21 protein-coding genes are annotated in these 23062 nt (G+C 73.8%); 11 read left to right on the top strand and 10 right to left on the bottom strand.

Annotated features, from left to right (window positions below):
* The first annotated feature begins 142 nt into the window (after window positions 1-142).
* On the top strand, window positions 143-892 hold the full coding sequence (locus ACFPCY_RS05205) for a DUF3109 family protein (RefSeq protein WP_378252386.1): 750 nt from the start codon (window positions 143-145) through the stop codon (window positions 890-892).
* On the opposite strand, the gene ACFPCY_RS05200 is transcribed toward ACFPCY_RS05205, so the two are convergent.
* Complete coding sequence (locus tag ACFPCY_RS05200; protein WP_378252385.1) at window positions 889-1926, bottom strand: alcohol dehydrogenase catalytic domain-containing protein; 1038 nt, start codon at window positions 1924-1926, stop codon at window positions 889-891. The genes ACFPCY_RS05205 and ACFPCY_RS05200 overlap by 4 nt on opposite strands.
* 138 nt (window positions 1927-2064) lie before the next feature.
* Window positions 2065-2373, bottom strand: a complete 309-nt coding sequence (locus tag ACFPCY_RS05195) for a hypothetical protein (protein ID WP_378252384.1) — start codon at window positions 2371-2373, stop codon at window positions 2065-2067.
* Window positions 2374-2464: 91 nt separating this feature from the next.
* On the opposite strand from ACFPCY_RS05195, the gene ACFPCY_RS05190 reads away from it, so the two are divergent.
* Window positions 2465-2935, top strand: coding sequence for a GNAT family N-acetyltransferase (locus ACFPCY_RS05190; protein WP_378252383.1), 471 nt, complete (start codon window positions 2465-2467; stop codon window positions 2933-2935).
* A 23-nt stretch (window positions 2936-2958) separates the two neighbouring features.
* Here the strand turns inward: ACFPCY_RS05190 and ACFPCY_RS05185 are convergent, their stop codons facing one another.
* Window positions 2959-4470 (bottom strand): MFS transporter, encoded by a 1512-nt coding sequence (locus tag ACFPCY_RS05185; RefSeq protein WP_378252381.1) that lies wholly within the window; start codon window positions 4468-4470, stop codon window positions 2959-2961.
* Window positions 4471-4586: 116 nt separating this feature from the next.
* On the opposite strand from ACFPCY_RS05185, the gene ACFPCY_RS05180 reads away from it, so the two are divergent.
* From ACFPCY_RS05180 to ACFPCY_RS05170, 3 genes are all read left to right on the top strand, one after another.
* Window positions 4587-5207, top strand: a complete 621-nt coding sequence (locus ACFPCY_RS05180) for a TetR/AcrR family transcriptional regulator (protein WP_378252380.1) — start codon at window positions 4587-4589, stop codon at window positions 5205-5207.
* A 231-nt stretch (window positions 5208-5438) separates the two neighbouring features.
* Window positions 5439-5777: a hypothetical protein gene (locus ACFPCY_RS05175; RefSeq protein WP_378252379.1), complete on the top strand. Its 339-nt coding sequence runs from the start codon at window positions 5439-5441 to the stop codon at window positions 5775-5777.
* Between the two features lie 126 nt (window positions 5778-5903).
* The gene (locus ACFPCY_RS05170; RefSeq protein ID WP_378252378.1) at window positions 5904-7052 is read left to right on the top strand and encodes an acyl-CoA dehydrogenase family protein; all 1149 of its coding nucleotides are present in this window, start codon (window positions 5904-5906) and stop codon (window positions 7050-7052) included.
* A 58-nt stretch (window positions 7053-7110) separates the two neighbouring features.
* Here ACFPCY_RS05170 and ACFPCY_RS05165 read toward each other — a convergent pair whose 3' ends face one another.
* Both ACFPCY_RS05165 and ACFPCY_RS05160 read right to left on the bottom strand, forming a co-directional pair.
* Window positions 7111-8088: a hypothetical protein gene (locus ACFPCY_RS05165; RefSeq protein ID WP_378252377.1), complete on the bottom strand. Its 978-nt coding sequence runs from the start codon at window positions 8086-8088 to the stop codon at window positions 7111-7113.
* A 126-nt stretch (window positions 8089-8214) separates the two neighbouring features.
* Window positions 8215-9579, bottom strand: a complete 1365-nt coding sequence (locus ACFPCY_RS05160; protein ID WP_378252376.1) for an FtsX-like permease family protein — start codon at window positions 9577-9579, stop codon at window positions 8215-8217.
* Between the two features lie 200 nt (window positions 9580-9779).
* Between ACFPCY_RS05160 and ACFPCY_RS05155 the strand changes: the two genes are divergently transcribed.
* The 5 genes from ACFPCY_RS05155 to ACFPCY_RS05135 all read left to right on the top strand — a co-directional run bounded on the left by ACFPCY_RS05155 (window position 9780) and on the right by ACFPCY_RS05135 (window position 15649).
* Window positions 9780-10733: a TIGR01777 family oxidoreductase gene (locus ACFPCY_RS05155; protein WP_378252375.1), complete on the top strand. Its 954-nt coding sequence runs from the start codon at window positions 9780-9782 to the stop codon at window positions 10731-10733.
* 51 nt (window positions 10734-10784) lie between these two features.
* Entirely contained in the window at window positions 10785-11246 is a 462-nt protein-coding gene (locus ACFPCY_RS05150; RefSeq protein WP_378252374.1) for a pyridoxamine 5'-phosphate oxidase family protein, read from the top strand.
* A gap of 323 nt (window positions 11247-11569) precedes the next feature.
* Window positions 11570-14329 (top strand): zinc metalloprotease, encoded by a 2760-nt coding sequence (locus tag ACFPCY_RS05145; protein ID WP_378252373.1) that lies wholly within the window; start codon window positions 11570-11572, stop codon window positions 14327-14329.
* A 196-nt stretch (window positions 14330-14525) separates the two neighbouring features.
* A complete protein-coding gene (locus ACFPCY_RS05140; protein ID WP_378252372.1) occupies window positions 14526-14936 on the top strand; it encodes a VOC family protein in 411 nt (136 codons plus the stop codon).
* A 236-nt stretch (window positions 14937-15172) separates the two neighbouring features.
* Window positions 15173-15649 carry a hypothetical protein gene (locus ACFPCY_RS05135; RefSeq protein ID WP_378252371.1) on the top strand — a complete coding sequence of 159 codons (477 nt, stop codon included), beginning with the start codon at window positions 15173-15175 and terminating at the stop codon, window positions 15647-15649.
* Between the two features lie 207 nt (window positions 15650-15856).
* Here the strand turns inward: ACFPCY_RS05135 and ACFPCY_RS05130 are convergent, their stop codons facing one another.
* The gene (locus ACFPCY_RS05130) at window positions 15857-16354 is read right to left on the bottom strand and encodes an Lrp/AsnC family transcriptional regulator (protein ID WP_378252370.1); all 498 of its coding nucleotides are present in this window, start codon (window positions 16352-16354) and stop codon (window positions 15857-15859) included.
* A gap of 98 nt (window positions 16355-16452) precedes the next feature.
* On the opposite strand from ACFPCY_RS05130, the gene ACFPCY_RS05125 reads away from it, so the two are divergent.
* Complete coding sequence (locus ACFPCY_RS05125; protein ID WP_378252369.1) at window positions 16453-17688, top strand: trans-sulfuration enzyme family protein; 1236 nt, start codon at window positions 16453-16455, stop codon at window positions 17686-17688.
* 43 nt (window positions 17689-17731) lie between these two features.
* Here ACFPCY_RS05125 and ACFPCY_RS05120 read toward each other — a convergent pair whose 3' ends face one another.
* From ACFPCY_RS05120 to ACFPCY_RS05105, 4 genes are all read right to left on the bottom strand, one after another.
* Window positions 17732-18142: a hypothetical protein gene (locus ACFPCY_RS05120; RefSeq protein WP_378252368.1), complete on the bottom strand. Its 411-nt coding sequence runs from the start codon at window positions 18140-18142 to the stop codon at window positions 17732-17734.
* A gap of 45 nt (window positions 18143-18187) precedes the next feature.
* Window positions 18188-18850: a TetR/AcrR family transcriptional regulator gene (locus ACFPCY_RS05115; protein ID WP_378252367.1), complete on the bottom strand. Its 663-nt coding sequence runs from the start codon at window positions 18848-18850 to the stop codon at window positions 18188-18190.
* Window positions 18851-19057: 207 nt separating this feature from the next.
* Window positions 19058-21142 (bottom strand): phosphocholine-specific phospholipase C, encoded by a 2085-nt coding sequence (locus ACFPCY_RS05110; protein ID WP_378252366.1) that lies wholly within the window; start codon window positions 21140-21142, stop codon window positions 19058-19060.
* 87 nt (window positions 21143-21229) lie between these two features.
* Window positions 21230-23029 (bottom strand): ricin-type beta-trefoil lectin domain protein, encoded by a 1800-nt coding sequence (locus ACFPCY_RS05105; protein ID WP_378252365.1) that lies wholly within the window; start codon window positions 23027-23029, stop codon window positions 21230-21232.
* Between the last annotated feature and the right edge of the window lie 33 nt (window positions 23030-23062).

Genomic DNA, 23062 nt, shown 5'->3' with positions numbered 1-23062 from the left:
CGCCCGGGCCACCGCACGGGCTACCGCCGGGCCGCCGCGCTGGCCGCCATGGGGCCGCGTTTGACCGTTCCGTTGCCCTTGGCGACCGTTCCGTTGCCTTTGGCACTGGCGGTGGCCCCCTGACATGCGAGAACGTGGACGGATGAACGACGAGGCCGCCGCCGACTTCCCGCGCGCCTGGATCGAGTTCACCGACCCGGCGGACGCCGGGCAGGTGTACCGCTGCGACCTGACCTGGCTGACCTCCCGCTGGAACTGCCTGTTCGCGCGCGGCTGCCAGGGCATCGTCGCCGGGCGCGCCGACGACGGCTGCTGCTCGCTCGGCGCCCACTTCAGCGACGAGGACGACGAGAAGCGCGTCAGCGGGCACGCCGCGCGGCTCACCCCGGACGTCTGGCAGTACCACCGGACCGGCACCCGCGACGGGTTCACGGCGTCCACCCCGGACGGCGGGCGGCGCACGCGCATCCTCAACGGCGCGTGCGTCTTCCTGAACCGGCCCGGCTTCGAGGGCGGCGCCGGGTGCGCGCTGCACGCGCAGGCCCTCCGGGACGGCCGCGAGCCGCTGGAGTACAAGCCCGACGTGTGCTGGCAGCTTCCCGTCCGGCGGACGTTCGAGTGGCGCGACCGTCCGGACGACACCCGCGTCCTCGTCGTGACGATCACCGAGTACGAGCGGCGGACGTGGGGACCCGGCGGGCACGACCTGCACTGGTGGTGCACCAGCGCGCGCTCGGCGCACGACGCGCCCGACCCGCTGTACGTCACCTACCGCCCGGAGCTGGTCGCGCTGATGGGCGAGCCCGCCTACCGGGTGCTCGTCGACATGTGCGAGAACCGCCTCGCGGCCCCGCTCCCGGTCGCCCCGCACCCGGCCGACCCGCCGGGCTAGGGCCGCACCACCGCACGGCCGCGCAGACTCCCCTTGTCGAGTGCGGCGTAGGCGTCCTCGACGCGGTCCAGCGGGAAGACCTCCACGTCGTTGCGGATCGCCCCGCGTTCCGCCAGCGCGACGACCTCCCGGACGTCGGCGATGGACGATCCCTGGAACGCGAACACCTCGCCGTCGCGGGGCAGCGTCCCGGACCACGGCGCGCGCAGGCCGCCGCCCGCCGCGCCGACCAGCCCGAACGCCCCGGCCGGGCCGACCATCGCGACGCCCGCCGCGATCGTGGCGTCCGCGCCGACGAAGTCGAGCACGGCGTCCGCGCCCCGGCCGCCGGTCAGCTCCGCGACCCGCGCGGCGGTGCCGCCGTCCACGCCGGGCAGCGCGTCGTCCGCGCCGAGCTCGCGGGCGTGGTCGAGGCGCGCCGGGTTCGTGTCGATCGCGACGACGCGCGCGCCGCCGAGCGCCCGGAGGAACTGCACGGCGAACGCGCCGAGCCCGCCCGCGCCGATCACGACGGCCGTGCCGTCCGGGTGCAGGCGCGGCAGCACCCGCCGGACGGCGTGGTACGCGGTCGCGCCCGCGTCGGTGAGCGGCCCGGCCGTCGCGGGGTCGAGCCCGCGCAGCGGCACCAGCTCGCGGACGCTCCCCGCGAGGACGAACTCGGCGAGGCCGCCGTCCCGGCCGTAACCGCGTCCGGCCAGGCCGTCCGGGCACGACGCGTCCAGGCCGCGCGCGCAGAGCCGGCACGTCCCGCAGGACGCGGGCGACACCAGCGCCACGGGGTCGCCCGGCCGCACGGCGGTCACGCCCGCGCCGACCTCGGCGACGCGCCCGGCCGTCTCGTGCCCGAGCGTGAACGGAACGCGCCAGCCGATCGCCTCGCCGATCTCGGCGGAGATGCCCGCCATCGTGAGGTCCGAGTGGCACAGCCCGCACCCGGCGACGCGCACGAGCACCTGGCCGGGCCCGGGCTCGGGGACGTCCGCGTCCACCAGGCGCGGGGGTTCCCGCCAGCCGACGATCCGGTACGCCCTCACGGAACCCCCAAGCTCGCTCGGTGATCTCACCCGCCACCCTAGCGCTCGCTTGGTTACTTCCGCCGGACCGCTCCCGCTCCCACGCCCGCCGCCGCAGCGGCGTTCGGCGCGGCCGCAGCGGCGTTCCGCGCGGCCGCGTCAGCGTTCGGCGCAGACGGGGCAGGGCGCCTCGGTCAGCTTCGACGGACGGCCGCCCCGGACGTCCCCGCCGAGGCTGATGACGCGCCCGACGCCCAGGCACGCCTGGCACCCCGGCATGATCTCCGACCCCGGCTGCTCCCACACCGGCGTGTACGCCCGCGCGGGGGCCGGGTCGATCCCGCTGGTCGTCCCACCGTCCTCCCCGACGCATCCCGCTCCCCGGCAGAAGAAGCAGGCGAACCGAAACGGCCCCAGTCGCTGTTCCCCGACTCCGTCGCAGCCGGGACAGTCCTTCCGGTCACTCACACGAAGCCTTTGCCCGGGCCGTCGCGCCCGGAACCGTGACCGCGCGGAAGGTAGGGAAACCCCTGTTGGGCCGACCGCTAGGCTCGCGGCCATGGCCCCTGCCCCCACCCACGCGGTACGCGCCGCGACGCGCGCCGACCTGCCCGCGATCCTGGCCCTGCTCGCCGACGAGGACGCCGTCACCGACCCCGCGGCGGTCGAGGTGACCGACCGCCACGAGCGCGCCTTCGCCGCCATCGACGCCGATCCGCGCAACGAGATGCTGGTCCTGGTCGAGGACGGACCGGACGGCGCCGTCGTCGGCTGCCTCCAGGCGACCTACGTTCCCGGCCTCGGCCGGGGCGGCGGCGAGCGGGCGCTGGTCGAGGCGGTGCGCGTCCGCGCGGACCGGCGCGGCTCCGGCCTCGGCCGGACGCTGATGGCGGACGTGACCGAGCGCGCCCGCGCCCGCGGATGCGTCCTCGTGCAGCTCACCAGCCACAAGCGCCGCCGCGACGCGCACCGCTTCTACGGCTCGATCGGCTTCGTGAGCAGCCACGAGGGCTTCAAACTCGCGCTCTAGGCCCGGCCCTCCCGTCCGGCGGATCAGCGGGTCTCGACCGCCGCGGGGTCGGGGGCCGGGGCCGGGGTGGGCGCGGTGGTCCGCCGGGGCCGGGCCAGCGCGGTGTGGACGATCACGGTGCCGAGCAGGCTGACGGCGGCGAGCGCCCACAGGCTGACGTGCAGGGCGTGCGTGAAGGCGCCGGCCAGGTGGGTGCGGTCGCCGCCGGTCAGGTCCCCGGAGGCGACGCGCGCGGCGAGGGCGTGGGACGGGACGCGGGTGCCGACGAGGCTGACCAGGACGGCCCCGAACACCGCGATCACGATGGCCTCGCTGCCGACGCGCATGGTGTTGAGGAACCCGGCGGCCATGCCCGCGCGGCCGGGCTCGACCAGGCTCAGCGCGAGGCCGTCGTTGATGCCGAACGACAGGCCCGCGCCGAGGCCGACCGCCAGCAGCGGCGGCGCGATCACCCACGCGGACGAGCCGGGCTCGATCACGGTGAGCCAGGCGTCCCCGCCCGCGAACAGCAGCAGCGAGAGCCCGAGCAGCAGCCGCGCGGACACGCCGCGCGTGACCAGCCAACCGGCGACCGGCGGCGCGGCGAGGACGGGACCGGTGAGCAGCAGCATGACCGTCCCGGCGCGTCCGGCGGACATGCCGCCCGCGCCGACGAGGTAGGTCGGCAGGTAGGTCAGCAGCGTCACGAATCCGAACGTCGTGACGACCGGGACGAGGCAGAGCGCGAGGAACCGGCGGTCCCGGACGAGCGTCAGGTCGAGCAGCGGGTCGGCGGTCCGGGCCTGGTGCGCGGCGAACAGCGCGAGCAGCACGACGCCGCCGGCGAGCAGCCCGAGCACGGCCGGGCCCGTCCAGCCCCACTGCGGCCCCTGCACCGCGCCGAGCACCAGCGCGCCGAGCGCGGCGACGAACAGGACCGCGCCGAGGACGTCCATCCGGGGACGGCGCGGGGCCCGCGACTCGGGCACGAACCCGACGCCGGAGAGCGCGGCGATCAGCAGGGCGGCGTGGAGCGCGAACGTCGCGCGCCAGCCGAGCCCGCCCACGAGCCAGCCGGACAGCGTCGGCCCGGCGGCCAGGCCGAGCCCGGCGGCGCTGCCCATGGCCGCGAACGCGCGGGTGCGCGCGGCCCCGTCGAACGCGGTGGCGAGGATCGCGCCGCCGCTCGCGAAGACCCCGGCGCCGCCGATTCCCGCCAGCGCGCGGGCCGCGTCGAGCGTCCCGATGCCGGGCGCGAGCGCGGCGGCGACCGAGCCGGCCGCGAACAGCGCCGCGCCGAGCGCGAAGACCCGGCGGCGGCCGAGCAGGTCCGCCGCCGAACCCGCGACCAGCAGGAACGCGGCGAAGGTCAGGTTGTAGGCGTTCATCACCCACTGGAGCGGGGCGCCGGAGGCGTGCAGCGCGGTGCCGACGCCGGGCAGCGCGACCGCCGCCCCGGAGATCGACATCGGCACCGTGACGAACGCGGCGAGCACCACCGCGAGGGTGATCGCCGGGCGGGACCGCCGGGCGGTTTCGGTCGGGCTGCTGGGCACTGGACGCACTCCGAGTCGTGGGTTCGAGGGCGGCCCGATGGCCACCGAGGGGATAGTGCCACTCGGTGGCAAAAGCTGTCAAAGGGCGAATGCGTCCTGGTGGTAGGCTGGCCGGCGTGCCCGAGGACCTCCGCGACCTGCCCTTGCGCGAACGCAAGAAGCGGCGCACCCGCCTCGCCCTGGCCGAGACCGCGCTCCGGCTGTTCGTCGAGCGCGGCTACGACGCGACCACGCTCGACGACCTGTGCGACGAGGTGGAGATCTCCAAGCGGACGTTCTTCCGCACCTACCCGTCCAAGGAGGACGTGGCGCTCGCCGCCGACAGCGACCTGTGGTCGGCGTACCTCGAACGCGTCGCCGAGCTCGACACCGAGGGCCCGCTGGTGGACCTCCTGCACGCGGCCCTGCACGACACGCTCGCCACGATGGGTCCGGACTGGGACCGCCGGTTCCTCACCGCGCGCCACCTGTGCGACACCGTCCCCGCGCTGGAGGCGCACAGCCTGCGCTACTGCCACGAGACGACGCGGGCGATGATCGACCAGGTCAGCGCGCGCCGCGCCGTCGACCCGTCCGACGTGCGGCTCCGGCTGGCCGTCGAGATCGTCGTCTCCGCCTGGCGCACCGCCGCGCTCACCTGGACGGCCCGCGAGGGCGAGGGCGGTCGCGCCGGGCTGACGACCCTGCTCACCGACACCTTCGCCGAGCTCCCCGCCGCCCTCGCCTACGCCCCCTGACCCCTCGTCCACGCCCCCTGACCCCTCGCCCACGCCCCCTGACCCCTCGTCACGTCTTCTGGCCTTTCGCCCGGCGCTCCCGGGACGCTGCTGCCGATCCCACCGGCAAGGGGGCCTAGGTCCACCCGAACCGGCGGTCAGGGCCCCCTCCTCCGGACGGCCGCGAATCGCAGGATGGAACCAGACGCCCCCGCATCGGCGGGCCGGCCGAGATTCCGAGGAGCGACCACCATGGCCATCACCGACGAGCAGACCCCGCACCCGTCCGCCGACCAGCAGACCCCGCAGGCCTTCGCCGCCCCGGAGGCGCCGCGTCCAGCCGGCGACGCCTCCCCGGCGTCCCGCTTCGCGCCGCGCGCGGCGACCGTCTCGTGGTTCGGCCCGGACCGTCCGGTGCTGCGCTTCCTGACCGCCGCGTGGCTGGTCGTCAACATGGTGAACGTGACGGTCTGGGCGGCGGTCTGCGTCACCGGCCTGCACTGGGAGAGCCCGTGGTGGCTGTGGACGTTCGCCCCTCCCGGCGCGCTGCTCGCCGGGTTCTGGTGGCTCACCGACGGCAAGCGCTCCTGAGCGCCGGAACCCCGCCGCCGGGACGGCCCGGGACGACCGGGGCGCGTACGCTACCTGATCGGCGCGCGGGTCCGGCGGCGTCCCGCCGGGCGGGAGGCGTCGCGCCGGACGGGAAGGGGTCGGCGGATGGCGCTCAGCGAGGACGAGGCGCGGCTGGTCGAGCTGGTCGCGGAGTTCGTGGACGAGCGGGTCCGCCCGCGCGTCCGCGAGTTCGAGGAGGACGACGTCTACCCCGCCGAGTTCGTCGAGGCCATGAAGGACCTCGGGTTCTTCGGCCTGCTCGCGCCCGCCGAGCACGGCGGCACCGAGGTGAGCATGGCGTGCTTCGCGCGGGTCACCGAGGAGCTGGCGCGCGGCTGGATGAGCCTGGCGGGCGCGATCGGCGGCCACTCGGTCATCACCTACCTGATCCGGACGTTCGGCACGGCCGAGCAGCGCGAACGGTACCTGCCGAGGCTGGCGGACGGCTCGGTCCGCGCGACGATGGCGCTCACCGAGCCGGGCGGCGGCAGCGACCTGCAGGCGATGCGCACCCACGCCGTCCGGGACGGGGACCACTGGGTGGTCACCGGCGCCAAGACCTGGATCTCCAACGCGGCGCACTCGGGCCTGATCGGGCTGCTGTGCGTCACCGACCGGGACGCGTCGCCCGCGCACCGCGGCATGAGCGTCCTGCTGGTCGAGCCCGGCGAGGGCCTGACCGTCTCCAGGAAGCTGCCGAAGCTCGGCTACCGCGGCATCGAGGCGTGCGAGCTGGTCTTCGAGGGACGGCGGGTGCCCGCCGGCGCCGTCCTCGGCGGGACGCCGAACCAGGGCTGGACGCAGATGATGCGCGGCCTGGAGGTCGGCCGCGTGCAGGTCGCCGCGCGGGCGCTCGGCGTGGGGCAGGCGGCGCTCGACGACGCGATCCGCTACGCGCAGGAACGCGAGTCGTTCGGCAAGCCGATCTGGAAGCACCAGTCGATCGGCAACCTGCTCGCCGACATGGCCACGCGGATGCGCGCCGCGCGCCTGCTCACCCTCGACGCCGCCGAGCGGCTCGACGCGGGCGACCGCGCCGACATGGAGGCGGGCATGGCGAAGCTGTTCGCGTCCGAGACGGCGATGCAGGTCGCGCTGGACGCGATCCGCGTGCACGGCGGCTACGGCTACTCGAAGGAGTACGACGTCGAGCGGTACTTCCGGGACGCCCCGCTGATGATCGTCGGCGAGGGCACCAACGAGATCCAGCGCAACGTCATCGCCGCCCAGCTCATCGCGCGCCACCGCATCTGACCCTCCGCACCGCAACTGACCCGCGGCACCGCAACTGACCCGCGGCACCGCAACTGCGTCACGCGGTGCCGGATCCGAGCCGCTCGGCGCCGGACCTCTTCCGCACGCGCTTGGCCGCGACGTAGAGGAAGACGGCGGACGCGACGGCGAGCAGGACGTGCCCGGCCAGGTTGATCGCACCGCCGGAGCCCTCGTCCGGGGTCTGCCCGAAACCGTCCCACACGTAGGTCAGCGTCGCTCCGGCCGCGAGCGCGAACACGTGCGGCCGCCCCCAGCCGCGCGCCCGCGACCAGTAAAGGCCGAGCGCGAGCGCCACGACCGCGACCGCCAGCGCCGCGCCGACGCCCCACCAGTTCGCCTGCAAAACGATCATGAACGCGCTGGTCAGGACGAGCGAGGCCGCTCCGGCGACGAGCGGGCGCGGCGCGTTCCGGTCGGCGCGGCCCGGCCCCGGCCGCCGGATCCGGAACACCGCGACCACCAGCAGGACGATCGCCGCCGCCGTCCCGGCGAGCTCGGGCCACGGCGCCATGAAGTGCGTGTCGGAGTACGTCCCGCCGCCGACGATCACGATGCCGAGGCCGAACAGGGCGGCGGTGACGGCGAGTCCGGCGCGTCCGAGCCACGGTTCGTCCGCGCGGTCCGGGACCATCCCCTCCATCAGCGCGATCGGGACGGTCACGCTCCACACGCCGTGGACGGCCAGCACCGACAGCAGCCCGAACACGCCCGTCCCGAGGAACGGCACGTAGGTCACGTGGACCATGTCGTAGTTCCCCGAGTAGTGCCCGTTGAAGATCATCTGGTCGAGCAGGCCCTCCTCCAGCAGCGCGTACGCGGCGCCGAGGAGGAGGATCGAGCACCAGCCGCGCCGGGTCCGCCGGACGACCTCGCGGATCAGCAGCGTCCCGCCGCCGTACAGCAGCGCCATCATCGGTATCAGCCCGATCGCGTCGATCGAGGTCGCGCCGAGCAGCATCTCCCCCACGATCGGCGACAGGAAGAACAGGCATACGGCCGGCAGCACTCGTCTCATGCCCTGGACGCTACAGAGCGTAGTCGCGCCTGGTTGCGACCGTTGGTCGTGCCCGACCCGACCAAAGTCGCCTCTTGGAACCGACGAGAGCATGGGAGCCCCCGGCCCCCATGCCCTGCGAATCGGCTAGCGCGGCATCGCCACCGGGACCAGCGGTCCCCGGCGGGCCTTCCGCGTGGCCCCCAGGCCACCCGCCAGGCCGCCGACGACGCAGGTCGCCAGCAGGCCCGCGTACTGGACCGGCGACCAGGCGAACCAGGCGTGGCCGGTCATGGACTTCCCCAGCGGGAGCAGGGAGACCACGGCGATCACGGTTCCGAGCAGCGCGCCGACGCCCGTGGCGAGCAGCGACTCCCAGCACACCGTCCGGACGAGCTGGGCGGGCAGCGCGCCGAGCTGCCGGAGCAGCAGCAGGCCGTCCCGCCGGTCCGCCATCGCCACGGCCGAGGCGTTCACGACGGCGAGCACCGTGAAGACGGCGGCCGACCCGACCATCAGCGGCGCGACCCACGCGGCCGGGCCGTGCCTGCTCACCCCCTTGAACGCGTCCTCGGTGCTCACCGCGAACAGGAACGTGCAGGCCAGCGCCATCGTCAGCATGACGGGCGCGACCATCGGCCAGGCCCGTCCGGGCGCGGCGAGCAGCGCGGAACCGGCGAGCCGTCCCGGCACCCGGTCGATCCGGACGAGCACGGCGCCCAGCCCCCGCGCCAGACCGTGCAGCAGCGCGGGGCCGAGCGCGCCGACGCCCGCGCACAGGAGCATCGCCGTCCCGAAGACCGCGGCCTCGGCGTCCTTGTACGGCATCCGCGACGTCTCGGACGTCAGCCAGAGCCCGAGGAGCAGCGCCGTCGCGCCGAACGCGGCCCGCGGCCACGGCATGATCCGCTTCTCGACGTGCGTCTCCCGCAGCACCTCCAGCGGCCGCATCCGCGCCGCCCGCCGCGCCGCGCCCAGCGCGGCCACGAGCATGACCGCGGGCCCGGCCGCCAGCGCGAGGACGAACGGGACGGGCGTGATCACCACCGGGACGCCCGTCGGCGCGAGCCCGACCTCCCGCACGAACCACGCCACGATCCCCGCATACGGGACGGCCAGCACCGACCCGGCGACGCTCGCCGCCAAGGCCAGCGCCAGCGCCTCGGTGAGCACGAGCGCGCGCAACTGCCGTCCGGTCATGCCGATCGAGCGCAGCAGTCCCCACGTCCGCCTCCGCCGGGACGCGTGCAGCCCGAGCATCCCCGCCACGACGAACACCGCGACGAACGCGGACACGAACGCCGAGAGGATGAGGAGACCGGTGACGCCGTCCAGTTCCTCGTGCGGCGCGGCGGACGCGACGAGCAGCGCGTTCCCGCCGACGAGCACCACCGCGGCCGCCACCGCGGCGAAGCAGGCCGCGAACCCGAGCCGGTCGTGCCGGACGTTCCGCCGGGCCAGTCTCATGATCAGCGGAGCCCTCGGGGCCCCGCCGGGTCGAATTCCGCTCATGCGAATGATCATCAGCCGGGCCCCGGCCGCGCCTCTTCGGCCGTTCGGGCACGGCTCCGTCCGCCTCGGGGACGACCCGTCCCCGACCCGCCCTCGGGGTCCCCCTGAGCCGTGCGCCCCGGGCACCGGTCGCAGTGAGTCCGCGCACACCGGCGGCGCAGCTCTGTTGAACGCGTTCAAAGCGGGGCTAGGGTGCGCTCATGAAGGTGGTCATCCCCGGCGGGACCGGGCAGGTCGGAGCCCTTCTGGACCGCGCGCTGACGGCGGCCGGACACGACGTCGCGATCCTGACGCGGCGTCCGGACGGACCGCGCGAGATCGCCTGGGACGGCCGCACCCTCGGCCCCTGGGCGGACGAGATCGACGGCGCGGACGTCGTCGTCAATCTCGCCGGACGCAGCGTCAGCTGCCGCTACACCCCCGCCAACCTCCAGGACATGATGGACTCGCGGGTCCGCTCGACCGAGGTCGTCGGCGCGGCGATCGCCCGCGCGTCCGCCCCGCCGAAGGTGTGGCTCCAGGCGAGCACCGCGACGATCTACGCGCACCGGTTCGACGCGCCGAACGACGAGGCGACCGGCGAGATCGGCGGGCACGAGCCCGGCGTCCCGCGCTACTGGGAGTACAGCGTCCGCATCGCGCGGAACTGGGAGGCCGCCCAGCGCCGCGCCGACACGCCGCGCACCCGCCGGGTGGCGCTGCGCACGGCGATGGTGATGAGCCCCGACAAGGGCGGGATCTTCGCGCACCTGCTCGGCATGGTCCGGCTCGGCCTCGGCGGCCCGGTCGCGGGCGGCGCGCAGTACGTGTCCTGGATCCACGAGCACGACTTCGTCCGGTCCGTCCTCTTCCTGATCGAGCGGGACGACCTCGACGGACCGGTCAACATCGCCGCGCCGAACCCGCTTCCCTACCGCGCCTTCATGAGGGACCTGCGCGAAGCCCGGGGCGTGCCGATCGGCCTCCCGTCCACGGCGTGGATGGCCGAGCTCGGCGCGCTGGCCCTGCGCTCCGACACCGAGCTCCTGCTGAAGAGCCGCCGCGTCGTGCCCGGCCGCCTCGCGGACGCGGGCTTCACCTTCGACCACCCGACCTGGCCCGAGGCCGCCGCCGAGCTGGTGCAGCGAACGTTTCGTCGGCGGCGTGTGGTCTAATCGCCGCAGCTCGGCCCCGGTGAGCAGATCGGGCAGGACAGGAAGGCGCACATGACGACTCCCCCACCCCGCAGCAGGCGGCAGCGTGACGACGACACGCGCCACCGGTTGGAGCACGACGTCGACGTGTGGGTCGCCACGGCCGACCCCGCCGGGACGCCGTACCTGGTCCCCCTGTCGTTCATGTGGGACGGGACGCACGTGCTGTTCGCGACGCTCGCGAACAGCGCGACGGCGCGCAACCTCCGGTCCGGTGGACGGCTGCGGCTCGGGTTCGGCCCGACGCGGGACGTCGTCCTGATGGACGCGGTGCTGGAGGAGGTCGTCCCCGCGACCGAGGTCCCGGCGGAGCTGGGCGACGAGTTCGCCGTCCGGGCGGAGTTCGACCCGCGCAAGGAGGCCGGGAAGTACCTGTACTTCCGCGTCCGGCCGGAGCGGATCCAGGCGTGGCGCGAGGCCGACGAGCTCCCCGGCCGCGACCTCATGCGCGACGGGAAGTGGCTCGCAGACTGACCCCACCGGCGCCCCCACCGGGCGCGCGAGAGTCGCCCGGCGCGTAGGAACTGCGCGCAGGGACGGTCCGGGGCGTGCACGGACGATGCCCGGGGGCGCCGTGGCCGGTAGCGGCCCGCCGCCGTCGGGCCTTCCCGGCGCCACCGGCGTCACTGCCGTCCCGGCTCACGGGCCGGAGCGCCCGGCGGACGAGTTCCGGGCGCGCACTATTCGGTCCGCCGCTGTGCCGGCGTCCGGCGGCGGGTTGAGCGCGGACGCGCGGAAGGGGACAGTGCGCTGAGTCCCGGCGCGAGGGCCGGGACCAGGGCGAGCGGGAGGCCGCCGTGGGCTTCATGCGGATCAAGAACACCGGGTTCAGTGCGGCGATCGTCCACCCGGCCGCGCCGTGGCGGGCCATGTTCGTGCGCGGCGACCGCGTCGCCGTCACCGCGGCGGACGGCACGGTCACCGAGGGACCGATCCAGGACTGCGACTGGGGCGACTTCCGGTACATCGACCTGCCGTACAAGGACGTCTCCGAAGGCGCGGTCGCGCTGCCGCTCGACCAGGGCTCCGGCCAGATGCTGCTGTTCAAGCTCAACTGGCTGCTGCACTTCCACTGGACGAGGGGCACGCTCGCCGAGAAGTACGCGCTCGACTTCTCGCACGGCGGTCCCACGCTGAACACGCTGCTCCCGGCGGGCTACCGCGACCAGATCGACGCGCTGCTGATGGACTCGGTCGCCGAGGGCGCGCCGTGGCGGACCCACGTCTTCAAGCGCGACCGGGTCGCCACCATCGACTGGGCGGCGGGCTGCACCCGCGACGTCACGATCCTGGAGGGCGTCCAGCCGACCGCCGGCTGGCCCCGGCTCGCCCCCGAATGGAGCTCGGACTTCGACCACGTCCTCCCGCTGCCGGACGCGGACGGCGGCGCGCGCCGGACGCTGTTCGTGAAGGGCTCCGCCGGCTGCGTGTTCAACTGGGAAACCGGGCCCGAGAGCACCGGTGAGCTGACGTCCCTGCTGCCCCAGCTCGCGCGGATCCCCGCCCCGTACACCACGCAGTACCGCCCGGTCAGCGGCCGGTGGACGGGCAGCGCCGCGACGTCCCCGGCGGGTCCCCGCTACGAGGCCACGATCCGCCTCGACCTGGACGGCCCCACCTCCACCCAGCTGGTGAGCGGCGACTTCTTCGACGTCAGCGGCGGGACCCGCAGTTACGCCGCGTCGTTCAAGTGCAAGCCCGAGGTGTCCGGATCGCCGAACGGCCTGGTCATCAAGGGAATCCCGTCCTGGTCCAGCGACATCGGCGTCTACCACGTGCGGATCGTCGTCCCGCGGGTCGCCGCGACCGAGCCCGCGTCCCCCGCGATGCTCGACGTGAACCGGCCCATGGGGACCGACTATCCCGACACGCTGACCTTCGAGTCGCGCTACTTCCGCACCGTGGAACTGGAGACCGACACGATGGCGGGCAGGGCCGCCTTCGCGTCGTACGACACGTCCCGGCGGCCCGTCCCGCCCGGCTACGCGAACCGGCGGATCTCGGTGGTCTCGGCGTTCGCCGAGGCGGGGATCGAGATGCGCCCCTCGGCCGCCACCGACCAGATCGGCGCGGACGAGTCCGGCGCGGACCTGCTGTGGTCCACCGCCGAGCTGCACACCGCGATGGTCGCGCACTTCGCCGGGTACGCCGACTCCCCGCAGTGGCGGATGTGGACGTTCGTCGCCAGCAGGTACGTGGACACCGGCGTGGTCGGGACGATGTTCGACCGGATCGGCCGGAACCGGCAGGGCATGGCCGTCTTCCACGACGCGGAGGACGCGGCCGGGGAGCTCGGCACCTACGAGGAGCCGCACACCTACGTGCACGAGCTGGGGCACACCTTCAACCTCGTCCACTCCTGGGACAAGGCGCGGGTGGGCGCGCGGCTCGGCCCGTTCGACGGCTACGGCGACCTGTCCTGGATGAACTACCCGCACCTCTACCGGGACGCGACGTCCAGCGGCACCGGCGCCTACTGGGCGCGGTTCCGGTTCCGGTTCAGCGACGACGAGCTGGCGCACCTGCGGCACGCCTACTACGACGCGATCGTCCCGGGCGGGGCCGACTTCTTCGTCGCGGGCTCGTCGGCCAAGCTCGCCGACGACCGGGTCACGGCGGCGATGTCCGAGCCGCTCGCCGACGACTCCGGGCTCGTCCTCACCCTGTCGGCGCGGCCGTTCCTGTTCGGCGAGCCGGTCCTCGTCGAGGCGAGGCTCAGCCGGGACGGGCGGGACGTGTCCGTCCATTCGGACCTGTCCCCGGCCGCCCAGAACCTGCGCTTCGCCATCACCGCGCCGTCCGGCGGCACCCGGCTGTTCCGGCCCCTGTTCCGGGTCTGCTCCGGCCACGACGGCGCCACGATGACCCGCCTCACCGTGTCGCAGCCCGCCGTGTACGCATCGGCCTACCTCGGATCCGGCGCGGACGGCCCGTACTTCACCGACCCCGGTCTCTACCGGGTGCGCGCCGTCTACACCGCGCCGGACGGCTCGCGCGTCGTGTCGAACACCCTGCCCGGCCGGGTCCGCCTCCCGATCACCCCCGCCGACCAGGACGCCGGTGAGCTGCTCATGGGCGACGAGGCCGGAACCGTCGTCGGGCTGCTCGGCTCGGACTCGCCGTCCCTCCAGGCCGGCAACGACGCGCTGAGCGAGCTGTCGAGCCGGTTCGCCGGGCATCCGCTGGCCGTCTACTCGCACCTCGCCCAGGGCGCCAACGCCGGACGGAGTTACCAGCACATCACCGGCGGCCGCATCCGGGTCCGCCCGCCGGACACCAAGGACGCGTCCGCGCAGCTCTCGGCCGCGATCGACGCGTCCATGGGTCCGCACGGGCTGAACGACATCACCCTCAACGCGGCGATGCGCCGCCTGGCCGCCGTCCACGCGAAGGCGGGCGAGCCCGACCAGGCCGACGCCGTGCTGAGCCGGATGGTCGAGCACTTCCGCGCCCGCCACGTCCCACCGCACGTCCTCGCCACGATCAGGGCGCAGGCGAACGCCACCCGCGAGCAGTACATGCCGAACCGCGCCCGGACGCCGAGGAAGAGGAGCTGAGCGCGAGGCTCCGCCCCGGACGCGGTGGGGCCGGGCCGGCCGCGGATGCCGTGGGGCCGGGCCGGCCGGGGATGCCATGGGGCCGGGCCGGCCGGGGATCTCGCCGCGTGCACGGCGCCGCCTCCGCACCGCGTGCGAACGTGCCGCCCCCGGCCGGGCGGCGCCGAGCCCGCGGCCGGTGTGCCAGGATCGCTGGATGCTTCGACTCACCGACTTCATCATCGACTGCCCGGACACGCTGCAACTGGCCGCCTTCTACGCCGAGGTGACCGGACGCCCGGTCAAGGAGGGCAGCAGCGCCGACTGGGCCGGCATCAAGTTCGGCGACATCGAGCTCGCCTTCTTCCGGGTGGACGACTACCGCGCCCCGCAGTGGCCGGACACCGAGCACCCCAAGCAGTTCCACCTCGACTTCGAGGTGGACGACATCGAGGCCGAGCAGAGCCGCGTCCTCACCCTCGGCGCGACGCTCCGCAAGGACTTCATCAACGCCGAGGGCTACGGCTGGCGCATCTACACCGACCCGATCGGCCACCCCTTCTGCCTCTGCCGCAACAAGGGCGTCACCTGGACCCCCGACGGCCTGGTCTGGCCCGGCACCAACTAGGGACGTCGCCCCCGCCGAGCGGGACCTCGCCGACCGGTGGCCGGCCGGCATCCCGACCATCCGCCACCTGTGATCCCCAGCGCGGATGGCCGATCGAGGCCACCACGCGGACCACGGGCAAGCGGCGCTGTCCGGTCCCGGCCGCCGCGAGCGCGTACACGCCGGACGGCCCCGGGCGTCCTGGTTGTGGGTCGGCCACCGAGCGCCGGCCCCCGACCCGTCCCGGGGAGAGAGCCATGACCGTCCGAACGTCCGGCGCCGCGCTCCTGGCGGCCCTGCCCGTCATCGCCGCGATCGCAGCGGGACCGGCGGGGACCGCCGCCGCCACCACCGCGACGACCGCGGCACCCGCCACCCGCCAAGGACCCGTCCGCGCCGCCCCGGCCGGCGTCACGACCGCCGCCATCGGTTCCTGCTACGGCTCCGGCTCCCGCTGGTGGTGCAGCAACGCGTCCCACGCGCCGGTCTACTGCGAGCCGGACGACCAGTCCTACCAGCAGTGCGGGTGGCTCGACAGCACCACGAGCTGGTTCCAGTGCAAGACGCAGACCGACGTGTGGGGAGAGGGACCCTACTGGGGCGGCGCCACCCCGGTCTGGCTCTACACGCAGGGCGACGAGACGTACCCGGGCCACGAGGGACGGCACGCGTGGGGCTGGGTCAACCAGTCCTGGATCTCCAGCAGCACCGACAGGGTGCGCTGGTGCGGCTAGCCCTTCCCGACCGGTTCCGCATCTGCGGCCGGCGAGGGCCGCGAACGCGGCTCTGATCCCCCGGCCCGGCTCTGACCTCGGTTCTGACCCCGGCCCGGCTCCGACCCCGGTTCTGACCCCGGCCCGGCTCTGACCTCGGTTCTGATCCCGGCCCGGCTCCGACCCCGGACCGGCGCGGACCGCGCGCCGGGCCGGCGTCCGCGGGGTTCAGCGGCCCAGCACGCCGCGTCCGTCCCGCACCTCGAACACGAGCTGCGTCTCGGTCTGCCGGACCATCGGGTGGACGGTCACGTGCTCCAGGATCAGATCCCGTAGCTCCTGCGGGCTGGCCACGGCGACGTGCAGGAGGAAGTCGTCGTCGCCGCCGACGTGGAGCACCGACAGGGCGCCCGGCACCTCGACCAGCCGGTCGTACAGGGTGCGGACGTGCTCGCGGTTGTGGCTCCCCAGACGCACCTTGATGACGGCCTGGATCGGATGCCCGAGCGCGCCGAGGTCGAGCCGGGCGGTGATCTTCGTGACGATCCCGGAGTCCCGCAGCGCGCGCACGCGGTAGGCGCAGGTCGACTCGGCGATGCCCACCCGGGCCGCGAGCGCGGCGTTGGTCATCCGCCCGTCGTCCACGAGGGCGGCGAGGATCGCCAGATCCGTGCCGTCCAGGGGCGCCGGAACGGGTTGTGGTTTCTTCGGCTGCCGCCCGGCCACGAGCACTCCTTTTGAAGAACCTGCACGGGTTTTCCCGAATGATCGCATTTCCTGCGACGAGTCTTGCGGTGGATTGCGGAACATCCCACCCTTCCGTCATGACTTCGTGGCCTCTGCACCCCGACTCGGTCGCCGTCCACGCCGGACGCGAGGATCTGGCGGACCTCGGCGTCCACGCGCCGCCGATCGACCTCTCCACGACCAACCCGCTTCCCGGCATCGAGGCCGGGGGCCTGTCCTACGAGGCCATGGCCGGCGGAGGGACGCCGGTTCCCGAGGGCGGAGCGGTCTACGCGCGGCTGTGGAACCCGACCGTGGCCCGGTTCGAGTCGGCGCTGGCCGGGATGGAGCACGCGGAGGCGGCCGTGGCGTTCTCCTCCGGCATGGCGGCGATGACCGCGGCGGTCTTGGCGACGCTGAAGGAGAGCGGCCGCCGCCACGTCCTGGCGGTGCGTCCCCTGTACGGAGGCACCGACCACCTGCTCGCCTCGGGACTCCTCGGCGCGGAGGTGACCTACTGCTCCGCCTCGCGGGTCGCCGCGTCCGTCCGCCCCGACACCGCGATGATCGTGCTCGAGACGCCCGCCAACCCGACCCTGGACATGGTGGACATCCGCGCCGTCGTCGAGGCCGCCCGGGGCGTCCCCGTCCTGGTGGACAACACCTTCGCCACTCCCGTCCTGCAGAATCCCCTCGACCTCGGCGCGGCGATGGTCCTGCACAGCGCGACCAAGTACCTGGGCGGACACGGCGACGTCATCGCCGGCGTCATCGCCTGCGGCCACCAGGAGGCGGCCGCGCTGCGCCGGGTCCGCGCCGTCACCGGCGGCCTGCTCCACCCCCTGGCCGCCTACCTCCTGCACCGCGGACTCGCGACGCTGCCGGTCCGGGTCCGGGCCCAGCAGGCGAACGCCCGGCGCATCGTCGCGTGGCTGACGACCCACCCGGGCGTCGCGCGGGTCCACTACCCCGGACTCGACGGCGACCCGCTGGGGCTGCTCGGACGGCAGATGTCCGGGACCGGCGCGATGATCTCCATGGACCTCCGCGGCGGCTACGAGCAGGCCGAGCGCGTCACCTCGGCGACCAGGCTCTTCACCCACGCGGTCTCGCTGGGCGGCGTCGACTCGCTGATCCAGCATCCCGCGGCGCTGACCCACCGCCCCGTCCCGCCGGACGCCCGCCCGGCCGCGAGCCTGGTCCGGCTCTCCATCGGCCTGGAGGACGCCGACGACCTCATCGCCGACCTGGACCGCGCCCTGGCCGCGACCTCGCCGCTCGACCAGCGCCTTCCGGCCCGTCCCGCCGATGCCCCGGCCGGAGCCGCCTCCTGACCCGTCCCCTGTCGAACGCGACGATCGCGGTCTGCGCGGCCGTCTAGTGATGCGGGACGTCGGCCAGGCGGCCGGTGAGGCGGTCCTCCGCCTGGCGCCAGATGAGCCGGCGGTCGAACCGTTCGGCGGTCCAGGTGGTGTTGAGGAGGACGCCCGCGTCCCGGAAGTCGCGCACCACGCGCCGGTGGCCCGGCGACCGGACGAACCGCTGGAGGTCGGCCGGTTCGCGCCAGACCGACACCGAGATCTGGCGGCGTCCGTCGCCCGTGGTGGCGAACCACAGCCCGAGCGCGCCCTCGGTCTCCGGCCAGGCCCGCCGGAAGCGGAGCCCGGCCATGGCGACGCGCGGGACGTCGCGGAACCCGCGCACCAGATAGTCGTTCATGCTGACGTGCACCGAGCCGTCGACGGCCGCGCCGGCGCCGTCCTTCCAGAGCCGCAGGAACCGAGTCATGGGCGACACGATACGAACGTATTTCTTCCAATACAAGTGTATCGGTCAGGTGGTCAGGGCCCGCCGGTACAGCTCGGTGGTCGCGGCGTTCCACCGTCGCAGCTGATCCGCGCTGAAGAACGGCTCGGGGAGGTGGCGGCTGATCGCCGGTTCGAGGAACACGCAGGCGAGGTTGAAGACCACCACGTGGATCGCGGCCCAGTCCCGGTCGGCGTCGGCGCGGAGCCGCCCGGCGCGGTCGAGCGGGGCCAGCCAGCCGGAGCGGGCGATCTCGATCAGCGCGTCGAAGATCCTCGCGGCCTCCCCGTCCCCTTCGGCGAGCGCCCGCGCCAGGTACCGCAGGGCGACCGCGTTGTCGCCGACCCAGGCCGTCACCGTGTCGCCCATCGCGCCCCAGACCCGGGCGCCGTCGCCGTCGCCACCGTCGCCGTTGCCACCGTCACCGGTGCCACGGTCACCGTCGCCGGCGTCGTCGTCCCGGACGAGGCCGCGGAAGGTCTCCACGGCGACGGCGATCACGTAGTCGTTGACGGCCTTCCGCAGCCCGGCCTTGGTGCCGAAGTGGTGCTGCACCAGTCCCGGCGACACCCCGGCGGCGGACGCCACGTCGCGGATCGTCGTCGCGGCGACGCCCTTGTCGGCGAACCCCTGCAACGCGGCGTTCCGGATGCGGGCGTAGGTACTCAGATCCGATGGCTGCACCGGCACCTGCGAGTCATTCACGCCAGCAGAGCTAACCACAGCCGCCGCCTCCCGGTGGCGACCAGCGCCTTCACGGGAGACGGAGGCTCGTCGACTGTTCGCCGCTCTCGGCCGGCGCTCACCGTTCTCGGCCGGCGCTCACCGCTCTCAGCCGGCGTTCGCCGCTCTCGGTGGCGCTCACCGGTCTCGGCCGGCGCGACGGCGGGGGGCAGGTCAGCCGCTGACGCTGGGGTGGCCGGTCTCCAGGTGGCCGGTGAACCGCTGGGACCAGGTGGCGTCGGAGCCGGCGGTCACGGTGAAGTCGTACCAGCCGTCGGCGAGGGCGACGGCGTTGAACTCGTCCTTGACGCTCTGCCCGGCGGGGACGCGGTAGGTCCACGGGCCGTCGGAGCGGTAGGCGTTGGCGGTGATGGTGAGGGTGACGTCGCTCATCCCGGCGTTGGCCATCGTGAAGGCGATGGCCAGCTTGCCGGTGGACGCGCTGATGCCGTAGGACGCGGTGACGGTGAGGTCCTTGCCCGGCCGGGTCGCGTCGCCCTGGAAGCGGCGCAGGAAGCGGTTGGGTCCGACGACGGTCAGGTCGTACTTGCCGCCGCCGTAGCCGGTGCCGCAGTTGTAGAAGTCGCTGGTGGCGGTGCCGGCGTCCACGGTGTACTGCCAGGGCCCGCCGCTGCGGTAGGCGTTGGCGTAGGTGGCGAAGTGCGCCGCGCTCGTGGCCGCCGTCCCCTGGTCGGCCATCGCGATCCAGACCTTGATCGCTCCGTTGGCGCCGAACTCCAGGCGGTCGAGGTTGGCGCCGGGCTGGTAGGGCAGGGCGCGGGCGGGACGCGTGCCGCTCTCCTGAGACGGCAGCCTGTTGTCGACCGGGGCCGGGTTGGGCAGGGGGCTGCAGGTGGCCAGGCCGATCGTCGCGGACGTGTCGGGCAGGCTCGGCAGCCCGTACACCGGGTTGGCGAAGTCGAACATGCCGGTCAGGTCCCCGCACACCCGGCGCCGCCACGCGCTGATGTTCGGGCAGGTGGCGGGCTTGCCGAGGGCCGCGGTCCACTTCTCCAGGAAGCGCAGCACCGAGGTGTGGTCGGCGACCTCGGAGCTGACCCACCCGCCGCGGCTCCACGGGGAGATCGCGATCAGCGGGACGCGGAAGCCGAGGCCGATGTTGGTGCCGTTGTAGAACTCCCCGGCGGTCCCGGCCGGCGCCGCGGGCGGCGGGACGTGGTCGAAGAACCCGTCGTTCTCGTCGTAGTTCAGCAGCAGCACCGTGGAGTCGAAGACGTCCGGGTCGGCGTTGAGCGCGTCGATGACGAGGTGGACGAAGTGCGCGCCGTCGGCGGGCGTGGCGTAGGGGTGCTCGGAGGACGCCTGGTCGGGCACGATCCAGGACACCTGCGGCAGCGTCCCCTTCTGCACGTCGGACCGGATCGCGGCGGCGATGTCGTCCGGCGTCCTGCCGGTGGCCTTCGGGACCGAGCCCATGCCCTTCACCGCGAGCGGGCTGCCCGGGGCGGCGGAGGCGAACTGGCTGAAGTACGCCAGGGCGTTGTCGCCGTAGTTGTCGGCGGCGTTCTGGTAGACCTTCCAGCTCACCCCGGCCTTCTCCAGCGCCTCGGCGTAGGTCTGCCAGCGCAGGCCCGACTCGTCCCCGCCGTCGTAGGCCGGGCCGCCCGCGGTGCCGCCCGGATCGATCATGCCGCTCCACAGGTAGGTGCGGTTGGGGCCGGTGGCGGTGAGGCCCGAGCAGAAGTAGGCGTCGCAGATCGTCCAGTTGTCGGCCAGGGCGTAGTGGAAGGGGATGTCGGCCCGGGTGAGGTGGCCGAGCGTGCGGACGTTGCCCTTGGCGGCCACCCACGAGTCCAGCCGGCCGTTGTTCCAGGCTTTGTGCTGGTCGGACCACGCGTGCGCGAGGTCGCCGTTGCACTGGGCCAGGCGCTCGGGGTCGGCCCCGCCGGCGGGCTTGGTGGAGCTGAACTGCCACGGGTACTGGCGGCCCGAACCGTTCGGCTGGTCGAACACGCTGTACCCGCCGGGCAGCTGGATGGTGCTGCGGTCGGCGAAGCCGCGGACGCCCTTGAGCGTGCCGAAGTAGTGGTCGAAGCTCCGGTTCTCCTGCATCAGGATCACCACGTGCTTGACGTCGGCGATCGTCCCGGTGCCCGCCGTGGCCGCGGCGGTCTCGGCGTCCGCGGCGTCGGCGGTGGCCGCTCGCGCCTGCGGCCCGGGCGTGGTGGGGCCGGCGACGACCGCCCCGGCGGCGGTCGCGGACAGGGCCATGAACTTTCTGCGGCTCAGGTTAGGCACCGGTGTGCGCCTTTCGTTCCGTACGGCGGAGGAGGGGACGGGCCGGAGTGATCGCTCAGACGTCTTCCGGCGGCGTGGTGCCTGGCGTCATGCGGCGGGCGGGGTCGCGAACGGCGCGGACCACGTCTGGTTCGGCTGGTGGTCTCCGCACGCGTAGGTGATGACCGGGGCGTTCACGTCGGTCAGGGCGCCGCCGGAGATGTCGGCGCACCGGCCGTCGGCCTTGAGCTGGCCGGCCCGGTTGTACGTCCAGACCTGCTTGGGGTCGCCGCCGGCGCAGCCGCGCAGCTTCAGGCCGGTGGTCTCGCCCGAGATGCACAGGCTCGGGTCGGCGAGCGAGGCGATCTGGCCATTGCTCTGGCGCTGCCACTGCTGGTTGTCGTTGCCGGTGCAGGTGTACAGGCCGACGGTCGTGCCGTTGCTCGCGCCGTTGTAGGCGTCCAGGCAGTAGGCGGAGGCCTGGAAGGCGGGCTGGGCGGACTGGATCTGCCCGACGGGGACCGCCCCGCCGCAGCCGCCCGGAGCGATGGTGTACATCGCGTTATCGTGCGAGCCGATGGTGACGGTGAGGGAACCGGTGACCGTACTGGAGGTGTGGGTCCAGAGATTCTTGGCGGTGCGGGCGCAGCCGAGGTTGGCGAAGCCGGCCCGCGCGAGGTTCAGCGTGTAGGTGGTGGCGGTGCTGTTCTTGTTGAGGACGACCACGGCGCGCGATCCGTCCGCCAGCGGTTTGACGACGACGTCGATGCCGGAGGCGTTGCCGGCGCCCTGCCGGGACGCGAGGTAGCCGCCGGCGGTGGTGTCCTGGTCGACGGCGATGATGTCGCCGTTCTTCAGGATCGCCAACTGCGGCGCGTAGGCGGCGGGATCGGCCGCCATCCTGCGCACGTCGGTGCTGATCACCAGCGGGGATCCCATGGCCGACCACAGCGCGAACTGGCTGCGCTGCTCGGCCGGCGTGAGCTGGCCGTTGTCACCGATCAGGAGCTGGTCGGCGTCGTTGTGGTTCCCGGGGCCGTTGTAGCGCGCCAGGGCGACGGTGTCGGTGAAGTTCTGCAGGACACCGCCCTCGTAGTAGTCACCGCCGTGCGGCCAGTCCCAGGCGGAGGTGTTGGTGCCGTGCCAGACGGCGATGTCGGGGCTGACCCGCCACATCTGCCCCAGTCCGCGCACCCAGTCCATCGTCTGGTACTTGGCGCTGCTCGCCGGGCCGACCCCGGCGGGCGCCGACTCGTTGAAAAGGATCTTGCGCGGGTCGGTGGCGGTGGCGGTGTTCAGCGCCTTCGCCATGGTGGTGAACTCCTGCTGGCGGTTGCCGAGCGTGGTGCCGCAGTTGTCCAGCTTGAGGGAGTCGATGCCCCAGGCCGCCAGGGAGTCGGCGTCGCTCTGCTCGTGTCCCATGACGCCGGCCGGGACGCCCTGGCACGTGTTGACGCCAGAAGTGCTGTAGAGGCCCGCCTCCATGCCCAGGCCGTGCAGGTAGGACGCGTAGCCGGTCAGTTCGTAGTCGAATCCGGGCTGGCCGGACCCGCCCCAGGTGGACGCGCCGTGCAGGTAGCCCGCGCTGGTGCGTTGCATCCAGCAGTCGTCCACGGTGAGGTTGGTGTACCCGGCGGCGACCAGGCCGGTGTCCCTCATGGCGGTCGCCTGATCCTGCATGAACTGCTGGAACGAGTACCCGGCGCGGGTGCCGTCCAGCCGGGCCTGGGCCGCGCAGGTGAACCGCGCCCAGTTGTTGAAGCCCATCATCGGCTTGACGCCGATCGGGGCGTTGGTGTTGGCCGCCGTGCTGTCGGCGACGGCCGGGGTGGAGGCCGTCGCCGACAGCGCCGCCGCTGCGAGCGCCACCGCGCACGCGATGTGGATGAGCCGCCGGTACCAGGTCATCTGCGAGCTCCCTGGGGACGAGGGGAAGGGAGT

The organism is Actinomadura gamaensis (assembly GCF_042652125.1).
GTDB lineage: Bacteria > Actinomycetota > Actinomycetes > Streptosporangiales > Streptosporangiaceae > Spirillospora > Spirillospora gamaensis.
Note: the sequence above shows the minus strand (reverse complement) of the source record. Positions and strands in the feature narration are given on the sequence as shown.

Coding starts and splice junctions, on each gene's coding strand:
- ACFPCY_RS05205 (WP_378252386.1), top strand. CDS start 143: ATGAACGACGAGGCCGCCGCCGACTTCCCGCGCGCCTGGATCGAGTTC.
- ACFPCY_RS05190 (WP_378252383.1), top strand. CDS start 2,465: ATGGCCCCTGCCCCCACCCACGCGGTACGCGCCGCGACGCGCGCCGAC.
- ACFPCY_RS05175 (WP_378252379.1), top strand. CDS start 5,439: ATGGCCATCACCGACGAGCAGACCCCGCACCCGTCCGCCGACCAGCAG.
- ACFPCY_RS05170 (WP_378252378.1), top strand. CDS start 5,904: ATGGCGCTCAGCGAGGACGAGGCGCGGCTGGTCGAGCTGGTCGCGGAG.
- ACFPCY_RS05165 (WP_378252377.1), bottom strand. CDS start 8,088: ATGAGACGAGTGCTGCCGGCCGTATGCCTGTTCTTCCTGTCGCCGATC.
- ACFPCY_RS05160 (WP_378252376.1), bottom strand. CDS start 9,579: ATGAGCGGAATTCGACCCGGCGGGGCCCCGAGGGCTCCGCTGATCATG.
- ACFPCY_RS05155 (WP_378252375.1), top strand. CDS start 9,780: ATGAAGGTGGTCATCCCCGGCGGGACCGGGCAGGTCGGAGCCCTTCTG.
- ACFPCY_RS05150 (WP_378252374.1), top strand. CDS start 10,785: ATGACGACTCCCCCACCCCGCAGCAGGCGGCAGCGTGACGACGACACG.
- ACFPCY_RS05140 (WP_378252372.1), top strand. CDS start 14,526: ATGCTTCGACTCACCGACTTCATCATCGACTGCCCGGACACGCTGCAA.
- ACFPCY_RS05135 (WP_378252371.1), top strand. CDS start 15,173: ATGACCGTCCGAACGTCCGGCGCCGCGCTCCTGGCGGCCCTGCCCGTC.
- ACFPCY_RS05125 (WP_378252369.1), top strand. CDS start 16,453: ATGACTTCGTGGCCTCTGCACCCCGACTCGGTCGCCGTCCACGCCGGA.
- ACFPCY_RS05120 (WP_378252368.1), bottom strand. CDS start 18,142: ATGACTCGGTTCCTGCGGCTCTGGAAGGACGGCGCCGGCGCGGCCGTC.
- ACFPCY_RS05105 (WP_378252365.1), bottom strand. CDS start 23,029: ATGACCTGGTACCGGCGGCTCATCCACATCGCGTGCGCGGTGGCGCTC.